The sequence below is a fragment of the Telluria sp. GW821-FHT07G12 genome (assembly GCF_059418525.1).
Window position 1 is genome coordinate 1 of the sequence record NZ_JBWKQA010000011.1, and the last position, 21,180, is coordinate 21,180.

Genomic DNA, 21,180 nt, shown 5'->3' on the forward strand with positions numbered 1-21,180 from the left:
CAGTCAACGTGCGCGTAGTGACGATTTGCGGTTTCGTACTCGACGTGCGCGGTGTTGATGGTGATGCCGCGTGCTTTTTCTTCCGGAGCCGCGTCGATCTGGTCGTAGGCCTTGGCTTCACCGCCGAATTTCTTCGACAGAACGGTTGCGATTGCAGCCGTCAGGGTGGTTTTGCCGTGGTCAACGTGACCGATGGTGCCGACGTTCACGTGCGGCTTGGTCCGTTCGAATTTTTCCTTTGCCATTTTGATCTTCCTTTAAAAGATTTATTTTCTTTTGTGGGACAGGGCGTGAATTACCGCTTTTGCCCTGTCCCCAACTGACTAGATTTTACTGACTAAATTACTTCGACTTTGCAGTCACGATGGCGTCCATCACGTGCTTCGGAGCTTCAGCATAGTGCTTGAATTCCATCGTGTAGGTCGCACGGCCCTGGGTTGCCGAACGCAGCACGGTCGAGTAACCGAACATTTCCGACAGCGGGACTTCGGCCTTGATGATCTTGCCGCCGCCGCCCGGGATTTCGTCCATGCCCTGCACCATACCGCGGCGGGACGACAGGTCGCCCATCACGGTACCGGCGTAGTCTTCCGGCGTTTCCACTTCCACCGACATCATCGGCTCGAGGATGACCGGGTTGGCGCGCTTGCAGCCTTCCTTGAATGCCATCGAACCGGCCATACGGAACGCGTTCTCGTTCGAGTCAACGTCGTGGTACGAACCGAAGGTCAGCGTCACTTTGACGTCGACCACCGGGTAACCAGCCAGCACGCCGGCGGTCAGGGTCTCGCGAACACCCTTCTCGACTGCCGGGATGTATTCACGCGGAATGACACCGCCCTTGATGGCGTCGATGAACTCGAAGCCCTTGCCCGGCTCTTGCGGCTCGACGGTCAGGACAGCGTGACCGTACTGGCCGCGACCGCCCGACTGCTTGACGAACTTGCCTTCGACGTCCGACACACCCTTGCGGATGGTCTCGCGGTAAGCCACCTGCGGCTTGCCGACGGTCGCTTCCACGCCGAATTCACGCTTCATGCGGTCGACGATAATTTCCAGGTGCAGCTCGCCCATACCACCGATGATGGTCTGGCCCGATTCTTCGTCGGTACGCACGCGGAACGACGGATCTTCCTGAGCCAGACGGTTCAGTGCCAGACCCATCTTTTCCTGGTCAGCCTTGGTCTTCGGCTCGACGGCCTGCTGGATCACCGGCTCCGGGAACACCATCTTTTCGAGGATGATCGGGGCCGCCGGATCGCACAGGGTTTCGCCGGTGGTCGCTTCTTTCAGGCCGACAGCAGCGGCGATGTCGCCGGCGCGGACTTCCTTGATCTCTTCGCGCTGGTTCGCGTGCATCTGCAGAATACGGCCGACGCGTTCCTTCTTGCCCTTGATCGGGTTGAAGACGGTGTCGCCCGACTTGATGACGCCCGAGTACACACGGAAGAAGATCAGCTGGCCGACGAACGGGTCGGTCATGATCTTGAATGCCAGTGCAGCGAATTTCTCGTCGTCCGACGCCTGACGGGTGACCGGCTGGTCGTCCTCGTCGGTACCGCCGACCGGCGGAATGTCGACCGGCGACGGCAGGTATTCGATGACCGCGTCCAGCATGGCCTGCACGCCCTTGTTCTTGAAGGCGGTGCCGCACATCATCGGAACGATTTCCGAAGCGATGGTGCGCTGGCGCAGTGCCTGCTTGATCTCGGCTTCCGACAGTTCGCCTTCTTCCAGGTACTTGTTCATCAGGTCTTCCGACGCTTCAGCGGCGGTTTCGACCAGTTTCTCGCGCCATTCCTTGGCCGTTTCCAGCAGTTCGGCCGGGATTTCGCGGTAGTCGAACTTCATGCCCTGGGACGCGTCGTCCCAGTAGATCGCCTGCATCTTGACCAGGTCGACCACGCCGAGGAAGTTTTCTTCGGCGCCGATCGGGATCTGCAGCGGGATCGGGTTGGCCTTCAGGCGAGCGCGCATCTGCTCGTACACCTTGAAGAAGTTCGCACCGGTACGGTCCATCTTGTTGACGAATGCCAGACGCGGGACTTTGTACTTGTTAGCCTGACGCCACACGGTTTCCGACTGCGGCTGCACGCCGCCGACTGCACAGTAGACCATGCAGGCGCCGTCCAGAACGCGCATCGAACGCTCCACCTCGATGGTGAAGTCGACGTGGCCCGGGGTATCGATGATGTTGAAGCGGTGCGGCTCGAAGTTGTTGGCCATACCCTTCCAGAAGCAGGTGGTCGCTGCCGAGGTAATGGTAATACCGCGTTCCTGCTCCTGCTCCATCCAGTCCATGGTAGCGGCGCCGTCGTGCACTTCACCGATCTTGTGGTTCACGCCCGTGTAGAACAGGATACGCTCGGTGGTAGTGGTCTTACCGGCGTCGATGTGAGCGGAGATACCGATGTTACGGTAGCGCTCAATAGGGGTAGTGCGTGCCATAATTTTTCCTAAATCTTTGAATGGACAAAACCGGGCAACATTTTGAAATCAAAACGCGCCCGGCCTGAACAACAGCTACTGCTAATGCTTTAGAAGCGGAAGTGCGAGAACGCCTTGTTCGCTTCAGCCATGCGGTGGACTTCGTCACGGCGCTTCATTGCGCCGCCACGGCCTTCCGCGGCTTCCATCAGTTCACCACCCAGACGCTGCGGCATGGATTTCTCGCTACGCTTGTTTGCGGCTTCGCGCAACCAACGCATAGACAGAGCCATACGACGAACCGGACGAACTTCCACTGGCACCTGGTAGTTGGCGCCACCGACGCGGCGGGACTTCACCTCGACCATCGGCTTGGCGTTGTTGATCGCGGCCACGAACACTTCCAGCGGGTCCTTGCCCGATTTGGTCTGGATGTATTCGAACGCACCGTAGATGATGTTTTCTGCGACCGACTTCTTGCCGGACAGCATCAGAACGTTGACGAACTTGGCGACATCGGTGTTGCCGAATTTTGGATCCGGCAGAATCTCGCGCTTGGGTACTTCACGACGACGTGGCATTTCAATTCCTTCCTGTCTTCAGTTGAGTGCTTATTCCGCACTCGCGAAAGGCCCTCATGACCCTTCACTTACTCGGCCTTACGGCCGGCTCAACTTATCTGTTAAATGTGACCTCGGTGTGACGAGAGCCGAAAATTACTTCTTCGCAGCCTTCGCACGCTTGGCGCCGTACTTCGAACGCGCCTGCTTACGGTCTTTCACGCCCTGGGTATCCAGTGCGCCGCGGACCATGTGGTAACGCACACCCGGCAAGTCTTTCACACGGCCGCCGCGGATCAGGACGACGCTGTGCTCTTGCAGGTTGTGGCCTTCACCGCCGATGTACGAAATGACTTCGAAACCGTTGGTCAGGCGAACTTTGGCGACCTTACGCAGTGCCGAGTTCGGCTTCTTCGGGGTCGTCGTGTAGACACGGGTGCAAACGCCGCGCTTTTGCGGGCAGTTTTCCAGTGCCGGCGACTTGCTCTTCACAACCGCGGCTTCACGCGGCTTGCGAATCAGTTGATTGATGGTTGGCATCGTTCTTAATCCAACAAAATTGCTACTACGTTGATGACCCGGACCGTCTTGCTGCCCGGGGACTGAAACCTAGTCCCGGATTGCCCGCCGTACAGGCGACGAAAGCCACTCACCAGTGGGAGCGGCCTCAATGCGTATACGATGTGCAGATTAATTCGAGAACTCGCGAGTATAGACCCGATATAGTGCAAGGTCAACTAGCTTAGCAAGCCGGGCGGCCCGGCAGCAGGGAAAGATGGCAAAAACGCCAGGAGAATGTCGCGCTTGCGATACAGGCATTGTACGCTGGTTTCCACTCGGCAAAGGCGAGATAATGACCGATTCTTTTCCCCTGCTTTGGCTTCGATGCGTTTCCTGCTGCGTCCGCGCAACCTCTATGTCCTGCTGAGTTATTGCGTACTGTCGTGCATGCCTTTCGTGCCGCGGCTGCTCGGCCTGCCGGTCGCGCACCCGGGCCAGCTTGCCGGCATCGAACTGGTCTGCTGGATCGGCGCCTGGGCCTTCTTCAAGCGTCCCGCGTACTTCCACTGGATGCTGCTGCCGGCCTTCCTGGCGCTGCCGATGGAACTCTATCTATATGTGTTCTACGGCCAGGGCATCTCGACCCACCATCTCGGCATCGTCTTCGAGACCAGCCCGGCCGAGGCGCTGGAATTCCTGGGCAGCAAAGTCTGGCTGATGCTGGTCGTCTTCGCCGGCGTGCTGGCCTGGTTCATCACGACCTGGATCGCCGCCTGCCGCACCCGCGACCTCGACTGGAACGACGTCTCGCGCTGGGTGGTGATCGCCGTGCTGGGCTTTGGTGTGGGCGTGTTCTTCTACGGGCGTCACTTCGGGATTGCGCCGCCGCCCCTGCGTGCCGTGGCCGGCAGTTCGGCGCCCTTGAAAAACAGCGTTGCCGAAGTCACCGCCGCGCCGCGCCCGGGCAGCGTGCCGCCTGCGCACCGCCTGCCGCCGCTCGCGCACTGGGCCAGGCTGCCGCTCGACCTGGACGCCTTCGCCCATTCCTGGCCCTTCGGCCTGATGGCGCGCGGCATCGACTTCTATAAAGAGCGGGTCTACCTGGCCGACCTGAACCGGAGAAGCGCTCACTTCCGCTTCGGCGCCCATGCGGCGCGGCCGGCGGAGGAGCCGCAGGTGGTCGTGATGGTGATCGGCGAATCCTCGCGCTACGACCGCTGGAGCCTGAACGGCTATGCGCGCGAGACCAATCCGCTGCTGTCGCAGGAAACCAATATGGTGGTGCTGCCGGACGTGATCACCTCGGTGTCGGCGACCCGCCTGTCGGTGCCGGTGATCATCTCGCGCAAGCCGGCCATCGAGAGCCTGAAGGACGGGTTCTCGGAAAAATCCTTCCTGACGGCGTTCAAGGAGGCAGGCTTCAAGACCTTCTGGCTGTCGAACCAGATCTCCTTCGGCAAGTTCGACACCCCGGTCTCGGTGTTCGCCAAGGAAGCGGACGTGATCGATTTCCTGAACCTGGGCGGCTTTACGGACAACTCGAGCTACGACGAGGTGCTGTTCGGTCCGCTAAAACACGCGCTGGCCGACCCGGCGCCGAAGAAGCTGCTGGTGCTGCACACCCTGGGCAGCCACTGGAACTACAGCCACCGCTATCCGAAGCAGTTCGATAAATGGCAGCCCTCGCTATTCGGCGTCGACAAGCCGGTCTACACCGACATCCGCCTCAAGGAGCAGCTGAACAACAGCTACGACAGCTCGATCCTGTACACCGACTGGTTCCTGGCCCACGTCATCGACGCGCTGAAGGACACCGGGCAGCCGGCCTCGATGCTCTACGTGGCCGACCACGGCCAGACCCTGTATGACAACAGCTGCCGCCAGGTCTTCCACGGCCACAACACGCAATACGAATTCCACATCCCGGCCTTCGCCTGGTATTCGGACGCCTACCAGGAACGCTACCCGGACAAGGTCGGCCAGCTGCTGCGCCACCGGAAAGCGAAACTCGCCACCGAAAACATGTTCCACACCCTGCTCGACCTGGCCGACGTCCGCTACCCCGGCGAGCGCCTCGAATGGAGCTTCGCGAACCCCGGTTTCAAGCAGCACAAGCGCTACGTCGACAGCTACGGCTGGACCGACTACGACGACGCCACCATCAAGGGCGAGTGCCACGAAGTCATCGCCAAAGGCAAGCCGCTGCCGCGCAACTAAAAGTCGCCCCAAAATTCGGGGTCAGAGCACATTATTTTCGCTAAGCCGTTGAAGACAAATCGGTTTTTCCAGAAAATGTGCTCTGACCCCGAATTATTTGTGATCCCCAGTCACAAATAAATTCGTCAAATTTTGTGAGTTCGCAAACAGATCACGCCGATCTGTTCAGGAACAATGGCCCGGCTATCCAGACAGTCCGATCCCTTTCCGAAAGCGAGCACGCGATGAAACGCACCATCAGCATGGCCTTCCTGTGCCTGGCCGTCAGCGCCGCATGGGCCCAGCAAGGCGACGGTACCGATACCGGCAACCAGATCCACATCTTCAAGCCGGACAAGGTCGAGCCCACGCCGCAGCGCATGGCTGGCATCAAGGCGCCGGCCGGCTTCTCGGTGACGCCCTTCGCCACCGGCCTCAAGAATGCGCGGATCATCGCGGTGGCGCCCGGCGGCAACGTGTATGTGAGCCGGCGCGACCAGGGCGACGTGCTGCTGCTGCGCGACGCCAATGGTGACGGCCGCGCCGACGGGCCGCCGGAAATTGTCGTCAGCCGCGCCGGCGCCCACGGTCTGGCGATCAAGGAAAACAAGCTCTACCTGGTGACGGCCAAGGAGCTGTTCGTCGCCGACATCAAGGCCGACGGCCGCCTCGGCGAGCTCAAGATGCTGGCCGGCGACCTGCCCGACGCCGGCCAGCACGCCAACCGCACCATCGCCTTCGGGCCGGACGGCATGCTCTATATGAGCGTCGGCAGCACCTGCAATGCCTGCAACGAGACCAACCAGGAAAACGCGACCATCCTGCGCTTCTCGGCCGACATGAGCAGCCGCAGCATCGTCGCCAGCGGCCTGCGCAACACCATCGGCTTCGACTGGCAGCCGCAGACCGGAGAGCTATGGGGCTTCGACCACGGCATCGACTTCCTCGGCGACGAAGAGCAGCCGGAAGAACTCAACAAGATCGAGCAGGGCAAGATCTACGGCTGGCCGCACGTCTACGCCGCCGGCAGCATCTACCCGCAGAGCACCCCGGTCGGCCAGATCTCCAAGCAGGACTGGAAGGCCCACAGCACGCCCATGGTGCTGGGCTATGCCGCCCACGCCGCGCCGATGCAGCTGGTGTTCTACAAAGGCACGGCCTTCCCCGCCGAGTACCAGGGCGACGCCTTCGTCACCATGCGCGGCTCCTGGAACCGCAAAACGGCTTCCGGCTACGAGATCGTGCGCGTGCGCTTCCAGAACGGCCAGGCGCGCGCCATCGAACCTTTCGTGACCGGCTTCCTGACCGATGGCGGCAAGACCCACATCGCGCGCCCGGTCGGACTGGCGATGGCGAAGGACGGTTCGCTGCTGATGGCCGACGATGCGAATGGCGTCATCTACCGCGTCGCCTACACAGGCAGCGCGCGCGGCGCATCAAGCGCCGAACTGAAAGCGCCGGCCGGCCCGATGCAGCAGCAGGCCAGCAAAGGCAGCGGCGTCCCGATCGCCATCACCCGTCCGCAGACCCAGGCGCAGGGCAAGCTGAGCGTCAGCTCGTCCAGCTTCGCGAAGGGCGGCGCGATCCCGGCCAGGTACTCGGAATACGCGGACGGCGTCTCGCCCGCGCTGTCCTGGAGCGCCGTGCCGAACGCGAAGTCCTATGTGGTGATCATGGAAGACCCGGACGCGAAGCCGGTCACGCCCTTCGTGCACTGGCTGGCCTGGAACATCCCGGCCTCGACCACCAGCCTGCAGGAAGGCCTGCAGGAGCAGCCGCGCCTGACCGAGCCGGAAGGCGTGCTGCAGGGCCGCACCACGCGCGGCACGGTCGGCTGGACCGGCCCGCGTCCGCCGGTGGGCGATCCGGCGCACCACTACCACTTCCAGGTGTATGCGCTGGACGCGATGCTGGACCTGCCCTGGGGCGCCGAGCGTGACCAATTGCTCGATGCGATGAAGGGCCATGTGCTGGCCAAGGGCGAGCTGCTCGGCACCTACGCCCAGAAACAGAAGCCGCAGAAGTAAGCCTCAAGGCGCCAGCAGCACGGGATCGACTTCCCCGTGCCGCTGGCGCGCAAGCCACGCCGCCACCTTCTCGGCTTTCCGCTGAATCTCGACACCGAAGCCGCGCTGCGCCAGCAAGGCCACCCCATTGGTCTGCCCCAGCACACCGGGCTCCAGCAGCAAGCCCTCTCCCTCACGCACAATGCGCCAGGGCGCCAGCCGGTGCGCCAGCAAGGGCCCCAGCACCAGGTTGTGCGAGGAGACCACGACCAGCGAGCGTTCCGCCAGCTCGTCCAGCACCGCCGATGCCGCCGCCACCGACTCTTCGTGATTGGTCCCGCGGAAGATCTCGTCGACCAGGCAGATCACCGGTCGAAGCGCGCTGGCCGCCAGCAGCTCGCGCGCCCGCGCCAGCTCGGCCACGTAGAGGCTGTGCCCATCCAGTAGCGAGTCCTCGTTCTGCATGCTGGCCACCACCGGCAGCGCCGGCAGCACGGCATGGCGCGCATAGCAGAAGCCGAAAGCGCGCGCCGCCACCAGGTTCAAGCCCAGCATGCGCAAGAAGGTGCTCTTGCCGACCCCGTTCTGGCCCGAGACGAAGGCGCCCTTCTCCGTCAAGGCCAGCGACAGCCCGCTGGCGTCCTGCAGCAGCGGATGCACGCCCGCTTCCAGTTCCAGCGCACGGCCGTCACTGCGCCCGGCCCAGCACCACAAGCGCACCTCCCGCAGATGGCGCGCCAGCGCAAGGTCGGCCTCGAGATTCGCGCACAGCCAGTAGCACTCACGTAAAAACTCACGCTGCTCGGCCACGATGTCCAGGGTCTTGAAGTAGTGCTTGACGTTGGCCAGCATGAACCAGTCGCCATAGGCCGCCACGTCGGGCACGGCCTCGCCGACCACGCCGCGCGTCAGGCTGCGGCTGAGCGCTCCCGCACGCCCGCCCAGGCCCGCGAACTCCTCCGCCAGCGGCTGCCCGCTGCCATCCAGCAGCGACACCGCGCGCAGCAGCATCCGCAGTCCCCAGGTGGTGGCGCGCCAGGGCCCGACCCGGTCGGTATAGCGCATCTGCAGCGTCATCAGCCAGTACATGACGACGCCGAAGCCGATCCAGGCCCAGGGCGTCCACAGTACCGCCGCCAGCGACGCCGCCAGGCCGACCGGCAGCAGCGCAGCATATGCGAGCCAGAGCGGACGCGGCGGCGCCTGCCAGGCCGGATCGAACAGCAGCTCCGCCACTTCGACGTCCGCGCGGCGCAGCGCACGCAGGCTGCGGTGCAGGCCGTCCAACTGCTGCGAAGGCGCCTGCAGCAGGCGCTCGATCCGCGAACGCCGCGCTGCACACTCCTCGGCCGAGGCGCCCGCACGCAGGCGGCGGTACAGCACCTGGCGTCCGAAGATGCTGACGTCCGCGGACAGGCTGTCCGCATAGCGCTCGAGCAGCAGGTCGCGCCAGGTCTGGTCGTCGAGCGCGCCCTCATCGCCGGACGCCGTCAGCCTATGCAGCTGGGCGACGTCCGTCGGCGCAAACGGATACCTGGGCGGCTCAACCTCCACCGGCGTGAACCCGCGCAGGAACTGGGTCAAGGCGGGCCGCCAGGCAGTAAAGAATCGCAAAGTGTTCAAGCTCATGCACGGATAATAGTGACTGTTGGCAAAATTTCAAGTCCTGTCCGCAGTGTCCGTAGCACAGTTCGTCCGGACACGGCGGACAGCTCATCCAGCACAGCGCGCTCTATACAAATCAAAGGCTTAGCGAACTGGCACGGATCGTGCAAATACAGCACCGTCCAAACCCGAATGTCCACGACCATGATTCGCGATACCTCACAACAAGATGCCGTCATCGCCGCGCCGGCCGGCCATGCCATCAAGCGCCGCGCCCTGCTGATCGGCGGTGCCGTCGGCGTCGCTGCCCTGTGCTTCGCCCTGTTCTCCACCTGGCGCAGCAGCGAAGCATCGGTCAGCGCCGCGCGCGTGCGGGTGGCCGAAGTCAGCCGCGGCACCCTGGTGCGCGATGCCTCCGTCAACGGCCGCGTGGTCGCTGCCGTCAGCCCGACCCTGTATGCCAAGGCCTCGTCCACCGTCAATCTGAAGGTCGCCGCCGGCGACACCGTCAAGAAGGGCCAGGTGCTGGCCGTGCTCGAGTCGCCCGACCTGGCCGACGTGCTGAAGCGTGAAACCTCGACCTACGAAGGCCTGAAGGCCGAGGTGGCGCGCCAGCAGATCCTGTCGCGCAAGCAGAAGCTGCTGGCGCAGAAGGAGGCCGACACCGCCGAGATCGAGCGCCTGTCCGCCCAGCGCACCCTGGAGCGCTACGACAGCGTGGCCCAGGTCGGCGTCATCGCCAAGATCGACTACCAGAAAGCCAAGGACGCGCTGCAGTCTGCCGAAATCCGCGCCAGGCACGCCGCGCAGGCCGCCGCGCTGGAAGGCGACGACGTCCAGCTGGCCCTGAAGACCAAGGTCAACGAGCTGGAACGCGCCAGGCTGTCGATGGAAGAGGCGCAGCGCCGCGTCGACGAGCTGACCGTGCGCGCGCCGGTGGACGGCTTCATTGGCACCCTGAACGTGCAGAACCGCATGGTGGTGGCCGCCAATGCGCCGCTCATGACCCTGGTCGACCTGTCGCGGCTCGAAATTGAAGTGGAAGTGCCGGAGACCTATGTGGCCGACATGGGCCTGGGCATGAACGCCGAGATCACCCTGCCAAGCGGCACCGCCACCGGCAAGCTGTCCGCGCTGTCGCCGGAAGTGGTAAAGAACATGGTGCTGGCGCGCGTGCGCTTCGACGGCGAGCAGCCGAAAGGCCTGCGCCAGAGCCAGCGCGTGACGGCGCGCCTGCTGATCGAGGAAAAGCCGAACGTCTTGACCCTGCCGCGCGGTCCCTTCGTCGAGCAGGACGGCGGCCGCTACGCCTACGTGGTCCGCGACGGCATCGCCACCCGCACCCCGATCACGATGGGCGCGACCAGCGTCTCGGCAGTCGAAATCGTCTCCGGTTTGAAGCAGGGCGACAAAGTGGTGGTAGCAGGTACCGATGCATTCAATAACGCGACCCGCGTCTCGATCAATCAATAACAATCCATTCAAAGGACATGACCATGCTGCGCATGACTAACCTCTCCAAGGTGTACCGCACCCACATGATCGAGACGCACGCCCTGCGCGGCTTCGAGATCGAAGTCAAGGAAGGCGAATTCGTCACCGTGACCGGCCCCTCGGGCTCGGGCAAGACCAGCTTCCTGAACATCGCCGGCCTGCTGGAAGAATTCACCTCGGGCGAGTACATCCTCGACGGCGTCAACGTGAAGGGCCTGGACGACAACCAGCGTTCGCGCCTGCGCAACGAGAAGCTCGGCTTCATCTTCCAGGGCTTCAACCTGATCCCCGACCTGAACCTGTACGACAACGTCGACGTCCCGCTTCGCTACCGCGGCTTCAACACCTCCGAGCGCAAGAAGCGCATCGAGGACGCGCTGGCCAAGGTCGGCCTGGCCTCGCGCATGAAGCACTACCCGGCCGAGCTGTCCGGCGGCCAGCAGCAACGCGTGGCGATCGCGCGCGCGCTGGCCGGCACCCCCAAGCTCCTGCTGGCCGATGAACCGACCGGTAACCTGGACACCGCGATGGCGCGCGGCGTGATGGAGCTGCTGGAAGAGATCAACGCCGCCGGCACCACCATCCTGATGGTGACCCACGACCCGGAACTGGCGGTGCGCACCACGCGCAACGTCCACATCATCGACGGCCAGGTGTCCGACCTGGTGCGCCGCGGCCCGACCCTGGTCGACACCAAAGCCAGCGTCAACGCATAAGGAGAGCGGAACCATGTTTGGCTATTACTTCAAGCTGGGCGTGCGCAGCCTGCGCCGCAACCCGGCGCTGACGGCCCTGATGGTGCTGACGCTGGCCGTCGGCGTGGCCGCCAGCGTCTCCACGCTGACCATCCTGCACGTGATGTCGGCCGACCCGATCCCGGAAAAGAGCGCGCGCCTGTTCGTGCCGCAGTTCGACAACGGCCGGGTCGACGACTACACCCCGGGCGAAGACCCTGGCGACATGCAGATGAGCTACCCGGACGCCGCCAACCTGCTCAAGAGCGGCCAGGGCGAGCGCCGCAGCGCCATGTACGGCATACCGGCGGCCATCGAACCGCCGCGCAAGGACATCCCGGCCTTCCAGGCCACCGGTCTGGCGCCGACGCGCGACTTCTTCAGCATGTTCAACGTGCCCTTCCTGCACGGCCAGGCCTGGTCCGAGGCCGACGATGCCAAGGGCGCCGACGTCATCGTGCTCGGCCGCGAAACCGCCGAGAAGCTGTTCGGCAATACCAATCCGGTCGGCCAGCGCCTGATGGTGATGGGCTTCCCCTTCACCATCGTCGGCGTGACTGACAACTGGGCGCCGCTGCCGCGTTTTTACAAGCTGATCGGCGGGAACCGCTTCGGCACGCCCGAGGAATTCTTCCTCCCCTTCTCGACCGCGATCCGCCACGAGACCCCGCATAGCGGCAGCATGAGCTGCAACGCCAACCGCGATCCGGGCTTCGCCAGCCTGCTGACCTCGGAATGCACCTGGATCCAGTTCTGGTTCGAGACCCGCACCAAGAGTGACCGCGCCGAGCTGCAGACCTGGATCGACAACTACGCCGGGGAGCAGCGCAAGCTGGGCCGCCTGAAGCGCAACGCCCCGAACAAGCTGTACGACGTCAACGAGTGGATGGAAAAACTCAAGGTGGTGGGCAACGACAGCAAGCTGTCGGCCTGGCTGGCCTTCGGCTTCCTGGTGCTGTGCCTGGTGAACACGGTCGGCCTGCTGCTGGCAAAGTTCTCGGTGCGCGCTTCCGAGATCGGCGTGCGCCGCGCGCTGGGCGCTTCGCGCACCGAGATCTTCCACCAGTTCCTGATCGAGACCGGCGTGGTCGGCCTGGTCGGCGGCGTGCTGGGCCTGGTGCTGGCCTTCGGCGCCCTGGCCCTGATCGGCATGCAGAGCAAGGGCATGGGGAACATCGCGCACATGGACTGGCAGATGCTGGGCCTGACCTTCGTGATGTCGGTGTCGGCGGCGATCCTCGCCGGCCTGCTGCCGACCTGGCGCGCCTGCCAGGTGACGCCGGCCATCCAACTCAAATCGCAGTAATCGGGAGACATTCATGGAAATCCGTCCCATCCTGTCCGCGCTGATGCGCAATAAAACGGGCCCGATCCTGGTGGCCCTGCAGGTCGCACTGAGCCTGGCGATTCTGGCCAACGCCATGCACATCGTGAACGAGCGCCGCGCCGCGATGGCGCGCCCGTCCGGCCTGTCGGACGAACACGCGACCTTCTACATCATCTCGCGCACACTGAACAGCGACAGCGCCGAGCAGCAGCTGGCCAGCATGAAGCGCGAAGCCGACATCCTGCGCGCCGTGCCGGGCGTGGCCTCGGTGGCGAACGTGTCGCAGATGCCGCTGTCGCGCAGCGGCAGCAACAACAGCGTCACCGTCGACCGCAAGCAGAAAGTCCAGAGCACCAGCGCGTCGACCTACATCTCGGGCGATTCGCTGATCAAGACCTTCGGCCTGAAGCTGGTCGAAGGACGCGACTTCCAGCCGCAGGAACTGGTCGACCTCAACGAGAACACGAGCAACGAGCTGCCCAAGCAGGTGATCATCACCAAGGCGCTGGCCAACAAGCTGTGGCCGGATGCGCCTGCGGCCGGCAAGACCATGTTCTGGGGCACCGGCGAAGAGGCCCAGGGCGCGCTGGTGGTCGGCGTGGTCGAGCGTCTGCAGGCCGCCCACGTCAATCTGGAAGAGCGCTCCGAGTATTCGGCCATCGTCCCGGCACGCCTGTACGGCAACCCGGGCAATCTCTACGCGATCCGCGCCGAAGCCGGCCAGCGCGACCGCGTGATGAAGGAAGCCGAGGCGGCGCTTCGCAAATCCTCCGCCAGCCCGATGATCCTGCGCCTGAAGACCGTCGACCAGGACCGCAAGGAGCTGTACCGCTCCGACGCCGCCCTGTCCTGGATGCTGGTGACGGTCAGCGTCCTGCTGCTGATCATCACCTCGTCCGGCATCGTCGGCATGGCCAGCCTGTGGGTCACCCAGCGCCGCAAGCAGATCGGCGTGCGCCGCGCACTGGGCGCGCGCAAGCTGGACATCCTGCGCTACTTCATCACCGAGAACTTCATGATCACCAGCGCCGGCGTGTTCGGCGGCGTGACCCTGGGGCTGGCGCTGAACCATCTGCTGGTCAGCAAGCTGGAAATGGCGCGCCTGCCGGCCGGCTACCTGGTCGGCGGTGCGGTGGTGTTCTGGGCGCTCGGCATCCTGGCGGCCTACGGCCCGGCATGGCGGGCGGCGAGCATTTCGCCGGCGACCGCTACCCGCAGCGTCTGACGCCGGTGTATGCTTGCACCTATGCCTACAGTCCTGATCATTGACGACAACGCCGCCGTCGGCGTCGCCCTCGACGTGCTGTTTTCCCTGCACGACATCGCGGCGCTGCACGCGGCCTCGCCCGAGGAAGGTCTGGCCGTGCTGGCGCGCCAGCCGGTCGACCTGGTGATCCAGGACATGAACTTCACGGCCGACACCACGTCGGGCGAGGAAGGGGTGGCGCTGTTCCGCGAGATTCGCAAGCGCCATCCGGACCTGCCGGTGATCCTGCTGACGGCCTGGACCCACCTGGACGCCGCGGTCGACCTGGTGAAGGCCGGCGCCGCGGACTACCTGTCCAAGCCCTGGAACGACGACCGCCTGCTGGCGACGGTGACGAACCTGGTCGAACTGGGCCAGGCCAACCGCGCCCTCAACCAGCGCCTGCAGCGCGAGCGCCGCGCGCGCCGCGAGCTGGAACAGAACTACGACCTGCGCGGCCTGACCTGGGCCGACCCGGCCACCGAACGCGTGCTGACCCTGGCCTGCCAGGTGGCGCGCGCCGACGTGCCGGTCCTGATCACGGGGCCGAACGGCACCGGCAAGGAACGCATCGCCGAAATCATCCAGGCCAATTCGGCGGTCCGCAACGGGCCCTTCGTGGTGCTCAATTGCGGCGCCCTGCCCTCCGAGCTGATCGAGGCCGAGCTGTTCGGCGCCGACGCCGGCGCCTACACCGGCGCCTCGAAAGCGAGAGAGGGCAAGTTCGAGGCGGCCGACGGCGGCACCCTCTTCCTCGACGAGATCGGCAACCTGCCGCTGGCCGGGCAAATGAAACTGCTGCGGGTGCTCGAGACCGGACGCTTCGAGCGGCTCGGCTCGAACCGCGAGCGCCAGGTGAAGGTGCGCGTGATCAGCGCCACCAACGCCGACCTGCAGGCCATGATCCGCGCCGGGACCTTCCGCGAAGACCTGTTCTACCGTCTGAACGTGATCGAGCTGAAGCTGCCGCCGCTGGCCTCCCGCCCCGGCGACATCCTGCCGCTGGCCCAGGGTTTTCTCCCGCCCGGCAAAACCCTGCACCCGAGCGCGGAAAGCGCGCTGCTGGCGCACACCTGGCCGGGCAATGTGCGCGAGCTGAAGAACGTGATGGCGCGCGCCAGCCTGCTGGCGGTCGGCGAGGTCATCAAGCCGGCCGAACTGGGCCTGCCGCTGCCTGCCGGCGGCAGCCAGGAGGCGGAGCCGGACCGCGACGCCATCGTGCAGGCGCTGGCGCGCGCAGGCGGCGTCATCGCCCAGGCCGCGGCCGATCTCGGGCTGTCGCGCCAGGCGCTGTACCGCCGCATGGAGCGCCTCGGTATCGCGCGCGCCGCGTGAGTCTTTGGTGAGCCTGGCATGAGCCCCAAAGGGAAGCGCTTCAGGCTCTCGCTCGTCACCCGCTGGTCGGCCCTGGTCGGCACGCTGCTGGCGGTCGGGATCCTGATCGCGCTGGCCCTCGACCATCTGCTGCCGGGCCAGCCGCTGGCCGTGCTCGGCATCTGCCTGGTGTGCGTGGTGCCGATCGCCCTGATCACGATCCGCTCGCAGATCCAGCCCATCCTGTCGCTGTTCCGCGCCCTGGAAGGCACGGTGGCGAGCTACCGCGACGGCGACTTTTCCTTCAGCCTGCACTGGGGCCAGAACGACGAATTGTCCGACCTGATCGAGGCCCACAACGCGCTCGGCCAGGTGCTGCGCGAACAGCGCCTCGACCTGGTGCAGCGCGAGCTGCTGCTCGACACCATGGTGCAGAACACACCGGTCGCCATGCTGCTGGTGGCGGAGCTGGCGAATGCGCCGCGCACCATCGTGTATGCCAACCTGGCCGCGCGCCAGCTGCTGTCGAGCGGCCGCAAACTCGAAGGCTACGCACTGAACGAGGTGCTGGAGCAGGCCGCGCCGGCCCTGATCGAAGCGCTGGGACGCGGCGGCGACGGCCTGTTCACCGCCGGCGAAGGCGAGGACGAAGAGGTCTACCACCTCGCGCGCCGCAACTTCAGCCTGAACGGCCGCAAGCACGAACTGCTGCTGCTGCGCCAGCTGACCACGGAATTGCGGCGCCAGGAAGTGCAGACCTGGAAAAAGGTCATCCGCGTCATCAGCCATGAACTGAACAATTCGCTGGCGCCGCTGGCATCGCTCGCGCATTCCGGCGCGGAGCTGGTGCGGCGCGGCCAGACCGAGCGCCTGCCGCAGATCCTCGAGACCATCGGCGAGCGCACGCGTCACCTGGAGAGTTTCATTCTCGGCTACGCCCGCTTCGCCAAGCTCCCGACGCCGCGCATCGACGCCGTGCCCTGGGAGGCCCTGGTGGCGCGCCTGGCCGGTCAGGTGTCGTTCCGGGTGATCGGCGAACTGCCGCCCGAGCCGGCCCAGATCGACACGGCACAGATGGAACAGGCCCTGCTCAATCTCCTCAAGAATGCGCATGAATCGGGCTCCTGGCCCGACCACGTGGAGCTGCAGATCCGCCGCGTGCAGGAAGTGGTCCGCATCGACGTGCTGGACCGCGGCAGCGGCATGAACGACGCCGTGCTGACCAATGCCCTGGTGCCCTTCTACTCCACCAAGCGCAGCGGCACCGGCCTGGGCCTGGCGCTGGCGCGCGAGATCGCCGAAGCGCACGGCGGGCGCATCACGCTGGCCAACCGCGAAGGCGGCGGGCTGGCCGTGACCATGATCCTGCCGGTGGGGCCGGGGTAAAATACCCCTATGCCTGCCCCCACCGACCCACGCTTCTCCCAGCCCGGCCACCCGCCTGCCACCATCACCGAATTCGAAGGCGTCCGCTCGCTCCACCTGGGCACGTCCTGGGTGCAGGGGTCGATGCGCCTGGCGCGGCCGGATGCGATCGAGCTCGAATACGTGCAGATGATGATGATGTGGATGCTGTTCGTGCAGCAGCCGCGCCGCATCGTGCAACTGGGGCTGGGCAGCGCGGCGCTCACCAAGTTCTGCTACCAGAAATTCCCGGAGGCGCGGGTGGCGGCTGCGGAGCTGAATCCGAACGTGATCGCGATCTGCCACGAATACTTCGGCCTGCCGCCGAACGATGCGCGCCTGGATGTGCGCGAGATGGATGCCCTCGACTTCGTGATGGACCCGGCCAACCGTGGCACGGTCGACGTGCTCCAGGTCGACCTGTACGACGAGGAAGCGCGCGGCCCGGTGCTCGATACACCCGAGTTCTACCAGGCCTGCGCCGATTGCCTGCGGGACGGCGGCGTGATGACCGCCAACGTGTTCGGCGACTTCATCAACTACGACAAGAACCTGCAGGCGATGGAGCTGGCCTTCGACGCCGTGGTCTGGCTGCCCGAGGTCCACGATGCCAACATCGTCGTCATCGCCTTCAAGGAGGCGCCGCAGATCGACTTCGCGCTGCTGTACGAACGCGCCGCCGAGATCAAGCGGCGCTACAACCTGCCGGCCAAGAACTGGGTCAATGGTCTGAAGGAGTGGATGCGGGATCACCAGGGGTGACGGCGGCCCGTTCGAGGACGCCCGCCATGGTCTGCATCTCCGCAGCCTCCTGGGCTCGCACCTGATACTGCTTGTACGCCGGGACCACCACCGCCGCCATCACGCCTATCATCACGATCGGAACGATGGCGGCAGCGCCGGAGCCCATGCCTGTGCGCGGCACGAACAGCGCCACGAAGGCAGCCAGCTTGTTGCGTGAAGGCTGGCGCAGCTCGTGGCCGGCGGCCAGCGCGCGCACCGCAGCCATGCGCTTGACCAGCCAGGGATAGTCGCCCACCAGCTCGTGGAAGGACATCCAGAAGCCCTCGGTGTGGCGCGCCTGATCGATATAGGCCTGGTTGTTCATCGTCCGCGCCCGCTTGCCGCCGGCCGCCAGCACCGCCAGGCCATGCTCGGCATTGACGGGATTGTCGCAGGCGGCCAGGCCATGGCGATCGCAGGTGTATTCGCGGGCGCGCGAATAGGCCGGGCCGATCAGCGGCAGCGCCAAGGCCGGCATCAGGATCGTCGACCAGCTGAGGTGCTTGCGCTTGATGTGGCCGATCTCATGGCCGATGTAGAAATTCAGCGCGTCCGGATTGTCCGCCAGGCCGTCCACCACATCCGAATACAGCACCAGGAAGTGACGCCCGAGGAAACGCGTCGCAAAGGCATTCAGCATGCCGCCCATCTGCATCAGGTAAGCCTGCGGTTCTTCCTCCAGGCCCAGCTTGCGGCAGCAGGCCGCGATCTGCTGCTTCAGGTCGGGGAACTGTTCCTCGGTGATGCGCACGCCATTGCCCTTGATGTAGGAAATCAGCGCCGACTGCGCCACGCAATAGAACAGGAAACCGAACAGCAGATAGACCAGGGCAAGGCCGAAGGTAATCACCAGCAGCACGCCCCAGATCAGTATGGACCACACCAGCATCAGCCGGAACAAGCGCTCCTCGTTGCGATACACCAGGTTCATGATCGTCCGCCCTCTTGTCGTTGAGAAAGAGGCACATTCAAGGCCATCTTTCGCCCCGCCGACATGATCCTTGTTGTGCCATTCGCACGGTTCTGCCTCAGGACAGGGATGGAATTGCGGCTCATCAATTTCGCTTCGTATTCTCACGAGCAAGATGGGCCGTCAACCAGACTCATCAGAGGGGAATATGACCAAACATCTCCATCGCAGTGTGCTCGCCTCCGCCATCCTGGCCGCCTTCGCTCCCGCTCAGGCCCAACAATCCGCCGCCGGCGACGCCACGGGAAGCAGCGCCGCCACCGTCGTCGTGATCGGCTCGCGCACCACGGCCAGGAGCGCGCTCGACACCACGGTCCCGGTCGGCCTGATCGACCAGAAGGACCTGCAATCGGCCGGCACGCCGGAGCTGGGCAAGGTGCTGCAGGAGCTCGACCCCTCGTTCAACTTCACCACCACCTTCATCAGCGACGGCACCGACATCATCCGCCCCGCCACCCTGCGCGGCCTGGGTCCGGACCAGCTGCTGGTGCTGGTCAACGGCAAGCGCCGCCACCAGCAGGCGCTGGTAAACGTCCAGCAGACCATCGGGCGCGGCTCGGCCGGCACCGACATCAATGCGATCCTGCTGTCCGCGATCCAGCGCATCGAAGTGCTGCGCGACGGCGCCGCCGCCCAGTACGGGTCGGACGCCATCGCCGGCGTGATCAACATCGTGCTCAAGCAGGGCCCGGGCGGCCAGCTGAGCGTGGCCGGCGGCACCACCGCGGAAGGCGACGGCGACACGATCAGCGTCAGCGAAAGCCACGGCTTCGCGCTCGGGTCCTCGGGCGGTTACCTGAACCTGGCCGTGGAGAGCCGGCGCCGCGGCGAGACCAACCGCGCCGGCGTCGACACCCTGCGCGTGAACCCGCCGCGCGTCACCCAGCGCATCGGCGACTCGCTGGCCAGGGATGCCTATTTGTGGACCAATGCCATGCTGCCGGTCGGTAGCAGCGGCGAACTGTATGCCTTCGGCGGCGTCTCGCGCCGCACCGGCGACGCCGCCGGCTTCTTCCGGCCGAAAGCGGATGGCCGCAACGTGCCCGCGGTCTATCCGGACGGCTTCCTGCCGAACATCCTGACCACGGTGCGCGACGCCTCGCTGGCAGTGGGCTTCCGCCATGGCCTGGGCGCCGCCTGGAACCTGGACGCCAGCGTCAACCATGGCCGCAGCGAACTCGCCTTCTTCGAGCGCAATTCGATCAACGTCAGCTACTGGTACGAGCCGAAGTGCAGCTGCTCGAACTGGAACGAATCCCCGACCGGCGCCAACACCGGCCGCCTGCGCTTCACCCAGACCACCGCCAACCTCGACCTGCGCGGGCCGCTGAGCGTGGGCAGCACCGAGCTGCAGCTGGCCGCCGGCCTCGAATACCGGCGCGACGGCTACCAGATCGTGGCCGGCGATCCGGTCTCCTACCAGTACGGCCGCACCAACAACCCGGCGATCCGCATCCTCGACCAGACCGGGCATATCGCGGCGGCCGGCATCCAGGGCTTCCCCGGCTATACCCCGGCGACCGAAGTGAACGAGGCGCGCCACAACAGCGCCGTCTACCTTGACGCCGAGCACAAGTTCAGCTTGCCGCTCACGCTGGCGGCGGCGCTGCGGCACGAACGCTATTCGGATTTCGGCGGCACCACCACCGGCAAACTGGCGCTGCGCTACGATCCGAGCCGCGAGCTCGGCCTGCGCGCCAGCGCCTCGACGGGCTTTCGCGCACCGAGCGTGCAGCAGAAGTTCTACAGCTCGGTCTCGACCAACCTGAACGCCGCGGGCGTGCTGACCGACACCCTCACCGCGCGCGAGGGCAGCCCCGTTACCAAGGCGCTCGGCATCGCGCCCTTGAAGGAGGAGACCTCGCGCAGCGCCAGCCTTGGCCTGGTGCTGCGTCCCGCACCGGGCTTCTCGTTCACCGCCGACGCCTGGCGCACCCGCATCGCCGACCGCATCGTCTTCTCGAGCACCATCGCCCCCGAGAGCGGTCCCTGCCCGACCGCCACGGCCTGTCCGATCAAGGCCGTGCTGGATCCGCTGCGCGTGGGCCAGGCGCAGTTCTTCACCAACGCGATCGGCACCACCACCCGGGGCCTGGATTTGATTGCCGAGCAAACGCTGCGCGGTTCCGCCGGCACGCTGGTGCTGTCCGGCCAGCTCGGCTTCAACCGCACGGAAGTCGATTCCAGGAAGTCCTCATCGAAGGTCTTGAGCGGCGCCCAGCTGTTCGATGACGCCCAGGTCACGCTGATCGAACGCGGCCAGCCGCGCCAGCACCACGTGGTGGCGGCCGACTTCACGGCCGGCCCGTGGAACCTGAATGCGCGCGCCACTTACTACGGCGAGGTGGCCGGCCAGGGCTTCACGGCACCCTTCGTGCAGACCTGGGATGCGAAATGGCTGCTCGACCTGACCGGCCGCTTCGCCTTCAGCAAGGCGTTTGCAGTCCGCCTTGGCGTGAACAACGTGTTCGACACCTACCCGAGCCGCTGGGACCCGGTGAAGGCTGCGCCTTTCCCGCAGATGGGCTTTACCTACTGCTGGGAGACCTGCCCGTTCGGGATCAACGGGCGCTCGCTGTACGCGAAGGCGGACTACAGCTTTTGAGTACGAGA

The 21,180-nt window shown here is 65.3% G+C and carries 16 protein-coding genes; 10 read left to right on the forward strand and 6 right to left on the reverse strand.

Annotated elements, in window-relative coordinates; genetic code table 11:
• The 4 genes from AC07PE_RS26140 to rpsL all read right to left on the reverse strand — a co-directional run.
• A partial coding sequence (locus AC07PE_RS26140) for a GTP-binding protein (RefSeq protein WP_498770092.1) occupies nt 1-245 on the reverse strand: 245 nt, incomplete at its 3' end.
• Nucleotides 246-342: 97 nt separating this feature from the next.
• Entirely contained in the window at nt 343-2,448 is a 2,106-nt protein-coding gene (fusA, locus tag AC07PE_RS26145) for an elongation factor G (RefSeq protein ID WP_498770094.1), read from the reverse strand.
• 89 nt (nt 2,449-2,537) lie between these two features.
• Nucleotides 2,538-3,008 carry a 30S ribosomal protein S7 gene (rpsG, locus tag AC07PE_RS26150; protein ID WP_047826132.1) on the reverse strand — a complete coding sequence of 157 codons (471 nt, stop codon included), beginning with the start codon at nt 3,006-3,008 and terminating at the stop codon, nt 2,538-2,540.
• Nucleotides 3,009-3,143: 135 nt separating this feature from the next.
• Complete coding sequence (gene rpsL / locus AC07PE_RS26155; protein ID WP_036240557.1) at nt 3,144-3,527, reverse strand: 30S ribosomal protein S12; 384 nt, start codon at nt 3,525-3,527, stop codon at nt 3,144-3,146.
• 345 nt (nt 3,528-3,872) lie between these two features.
• On the opposite strand from rpsL, the gene AC07PE_RS26160 reads away from it, so the two are divergent.
• Nucleotides 3,873-5,705: a phosphoethanolamine transferase gene (locus AC07PE_RS26160; protein WP_498770097.1), complete on the forward strand. Its 1,833-nt coding sequence runs from the start codon at nt 3,873-3,875 to the stop codon at nt 5,703-5,705.
• A gap of 224 nt (nt 5,706-5,929) precedes the next feature.
• The gene (locus AC07PE_RS26165; RefSeq protein ID WP_498770099.1) at nt 5,930-7,711 is read left to right on the forward strand and encodes a YbhB/YbcL family Raf kinase inhibitor-like protein; all 1,782 of its coding nucleotides are present in this window, start codon (nt 5,930-5,932) and stop codon (nt 7,709-7,711) included.
• A gap of 3 nt (nt 7,712-7,714) precedes the next feature.
• Here AC07PE_RS26165 and AC07PE_RS26170 read toward each other — a convergent pair whose 3' ends face one another.
• Complete coding sequence (locus tag AC07PE_RS26170; protein ID WP_498770101.1) at nt 7,715-9,319, reverse strand: MutS-related protein; 1,605 nt, start codon at nt 9,317-9,319, stop codon at nt 7,715-7,717.
• Between the two features lie 168 nt (nt 9,320-9,487).
• On the opposite strand from AC07PE_RS26170, the gene AC07PE_RS26175 reads away from it, so the two are divergent.
• From AC07PE_RS26175 to AC07PE_RS26205, 7 genes are read left to right on the forward strand one after another with little or no spacing between them, the layout of a single operon-like run.
• Nucleotides 9,488-10,768, forward strand: coding sequence for an efflux RND transporter periplasmic adaptor subunit (locus tag AC07PE_RS26175; RefSeq protein ID WP_498770103.1), 1,281 nt, complete (start codon nt 9,488-9,490; stop codon nt 10,766-10,768).
• Nucleotides 10,769-10,791: 23 nt separating this feature from the next.
• A complete protein-coding gene (locus AC07PE_RS26180; protein ID WP_498770105.1) occupies nt 10,792-11,505 on the forward strand; it encodes an ABC transporter ATP-binding protein in 714 nt (237 codons plus the stop codon).
• Between the two features lie 13 nt (nt 11,506-11,518).
• Nucleotides 11,519-12,829, forward strand: coding sequence for an ABC transporter permease (locus AC07PE_RS26185; RefSeq protein WP_498770107.1), 1,311 nt, complete (start codon nt 11,519-11,521; stop codon nt 12,827-12,829).
• 13 nt (nt 12,830-12,842) lie between these two features.
• Complete coding sequence (locus tag AC07PE_RS26190; protein ID WP_498770108.1) at nt 12,843-14,075, forward strand: ABC transporter permease; 1,233 nt, start codon at nt 12,843-12,845, stop codon at nt 14,073-14,075.
• Between the two features lie 21 nt (nt 14,076-14,096).
• Complete coding sequence (locus AC07PE_RS26195) at nt 14,097-15,431, forward strand: sigma-54-dependent transcriptional regulator (RefSeq protein WP_498770110.1); 1,335 nt, start codon at nt 14,097-14,099, stop codon at nt 15,429-15,431.
• An 18-nt stretch (nt 15,432-15,449) separates the two neighbouring features.
• Nucleotides 15,450-16,796, forward strand: coding sequence for a sensor histidine kinase (locus AC07PE_RS26200; protein WP_498770112.1), 1,347 nt, complete (start codon nt 15,450-15,452; stop codon nt 16,794-16,796).
• Between the two features lie 9 nt (nt 16,797-16,805).
• Entirely contained in the window at nt 16,806-17,576 is a 771-nt protein-coding gene (locus tag AC07PE_RS26205; protein ID WP_498770114.1) for a spermine/spermidine synthase domain-containing protein, read from the forward strand.
• Here AC07PE_RS26205 and AC07PE_RS26210 read toward each other — a convergent pair.
• Nucleotides 17,536-18,528: a M48 family metallopeptidase gene (locus AC07PE_RS26210; RefSeq protein ID WP_498770116.1), complete on the reverse strand. Its 993-nt coding sequence runs from the start codon at nt 18,526-18,528 to the stop codon at nt 17,536-17,538. The genes AC07PE_RS26205 and AC07PE_RS26210 overlap by 41 nt on opposite strands.
• Nucleotides 18,529-18,715: 187 nt before the next feature.
• On the opposite strand from AC07PE_RS26210, the gene AC07PE_RS26215 reads away from it, so the two are divergent.
• Nucleotides 18,716-21,172 (forward strand): TonB-dependent receptor plug domain-containing protein, encoded by a 2,457-nt coding sequence (locus AC07PE_RS26215; RefSeq protein WP_498770118.1) that lies wholly within the window; start codon nt 18,716-18,718, stop codon nt 21,170-21,172.
• The last annotated feature ends 8 nt before the right edge of the window (nt 21,173-21,180 follow it).

What these genes read in the sequence shown, in the direction of transcription:
- AC07PE_RS26215 (WP_498770118.1), top strand. Translation starts at nt 18,716, where the DNA reads ATGACCAAACATCTCCATCGCAGTGTGCTCGCCTCCGCCATCCTGGCC.
- rpsG (WP_047826132.1), bottom strand. Translation starts at nt 3,008, where the DNA reads ATGCCACGTCGTCGTGAAGTACCCAAGCGCGAGATTCTGCCGGATCCA.
- AC07PE_RS26175 (WP_498770103.1), top strand. Translation starts at nt 9,488, where the DNA reads ATGTCCACGACCATGATTCGCGATACCTCACAACAAGATGCCGTCATC.
- AC07PE_RS26195 (WP_498770110.1), top strand. Translation starts at nt 14,097, where the DNA reads ATGCCTACAGTCCTGATCATTGACGACAACGCCGCCGTCGGCGTCGCC.
- rpsL (WP_036240557.1), bottom strand. Translation starts at nt 3,527, where the DNA reads ATGCCAACCATCAATCAACTGATTCGCAAGCCGCGTGAAGCCGCGGTT.
- AC07PE_RS26210 (WP_498770116.1), bottom strand. Translation starts at nt 18,528, where the DNA reads ATGAACCTGGTGTATCGCAACGAGGAGCGCTTGTTCCGGCTGATGCTG.
- AC07PE_RS26160 (WP_498770097.1), top strand. Translation starts at nt 3,873, where the DNA reads ATGCGTTTCCTGCTGCGTCCGCGCAACCTCTATGTCCTGCTGAGTTAT.
- AC07PE_RS26170 (WP_498770101.1), bottom strand. Translation starts at nt 9,319, where the DNA reads ATGAGCTTGAACACTTTGCGATTCTTTACTGCCTGGCGGCCCGCCTTG.
- AC07PE_RS26200 (WP_498770112.1), top strand. Translation starts at nt 15,450, where the DNA reads ATGAGCCCCAAAGGGAAGCGCTTCAGGCTCTCGCTCGTCACCCGCTGG.
- AC07PE_RS26185 (WP_498770107.1), top strand. Translation starts at nt 11,519, where the DNA reads ATGTTTGGCTATTACTTCAAGCTGGGCGTGCGCAGCCTGCGCCGCAAC.
- AC07PE_RS26180 (WP_498770105.1), top strand. Translation starts at nt 10,792, where the DNA reads ATGCTGCGCATGACTAACCTCTCCAAGGTGTACCGCACCCACATGATC.
- AC07PE_RS26165 (WP_498770099.1), top strand. Translation starts at nt 5,930, where the DNA reads ATGAAACGCACCATCAGCATGGCCTTCCTGTGCCTGGCCGTCAGCGCC.
- fusA (WP_498770094.1), bottom strand. Translation starts at nt 2,448, where the DNA reads ATGGCACGCACTACCCCTATTGAGCGCTACCGTAACATCGGTATCTCC.
- AC07PE_RS26205 (WP_498770114.1), top strand. Translation starts at nt 16,806, where the DNA reads ATGCCTGCCCCCACCGACCCACGCTTCTCCCAGCCCGGCCACCCGCCT.
- AC07PE_RS26190 (WP_498770108.1), top strand. Translation starts at nt 12,843, where the DNA reads ATGGAAATCCGTCCCATCCTGTCCGCGCTGATGCGCAATAAAACGGGC.